This window comes from Mycobacterium arosiense ATCC BAA-1401 = DSM 45069 (assembly GCF_002086125.1).
Lineage (GTDB): Bacteria > Actinomycetota > Actinomycetes > Mycobacteriales > Mycobacteriaceae > Mycobacterium > Mycobacterium arosiense.
In genome coordinates, this window is the sequence record NZ_MVHG01000219.1 from 1 (window position 1) to 880 (window position 880).

Annotated in this window: 2 protein-coding genes; both read left to right on the forward strand. The window is 68.8% G+C overall.

Annotated elements, in window-relative coordinates; genetic code table 11:
* Window positions 1-797: PPE family protein, SVP subgroup (locus BST14_RS28170; protein WP_438502217.1), on the forward strand; the 797-nt coding region annotated here is incomplete at its 5' end.
* Window positions 798-805: 8 nt separating this feature from the next.
* A partial coding sequence (locus tag BST14_RS29955; protein WP_142279680.1) for a PPE domain-containing protein occupies window positions 806-880 on the forward strand: 75 nt, incomplete at its 3' end.

Sequence of the window (880 nt, forward strand, 5' to 3'; positions counted from 1 at the left end):
TGGGCAAGGCCGCCGCCTCGGCCGCGGGCCCGGGTACGCAATCAGCACTGTCGAATGTGCCCAGCATGCTGCAGAGCCTCGCCGCCGGGTCGTCCAACCCGCTGTCGCCGATCAGCCCGGGAGGCATCTTCAGCAGTGACGGCGGCTCCGGACTCAACACATTCGCCGAGAACGTCGGAAACTGGGCCTTGGTCCTCAGCGGACCGTTGTTCACCGCATCCGGTATCACGCCCATCCTGGGTGGCCTGTACGGGCTCGCGGTCCCGACGGCCGCGGCTGTGGCCGACGATGTGACTCCTGCGGATGCGGGTCTTGGCACGCTGGTGAATTCGCGCAGCGCCGGGGCGGGTGCGGTGTCGGCGGGCGTGGGTACGGCGGCCACCGTTGGTGAGTTGTCGGTGCCACAGTCCTGGGGCTCCTCCCCTGCGATTCGGTTGGCCAGCAGCGCAACTCCGTTGCCGGTCGCCGGCCCGGGTACGGTGCCCCAGGTCGAGGGGGCGGCACCGTTCTTCGGCGGCATTCCCCCGGTGGGCAGCCTGGTCAACGCCCCCCGGGAGGAACAGACACGCGTCCGATCGGGCCCGGCACAGAAAGTCGTACCGCCGTTGCCCGGAGAACCGGACGTGGCCGAGCGCCCACCCGTCCCCACCGGCCAACCTCGCCCGGCCCGCCGGCATGTGTCGAGTGGGTTGAGCGAAAGCGAGCGCGAGGAACTCGCAAAGCTGCGTAAGGAACTCGCCGAGCTGTCGACCGAACGAGATGCCGCGGCACGCCTGATCAAGGAAGCGATGTTATGAGTGGCCTGATGGATTTTGCGGTCCTACCGCCCGAGGTGAATTCGGGTCGGATGTATGCGGGTGCGGGGTCGGGTCCGTTGGTG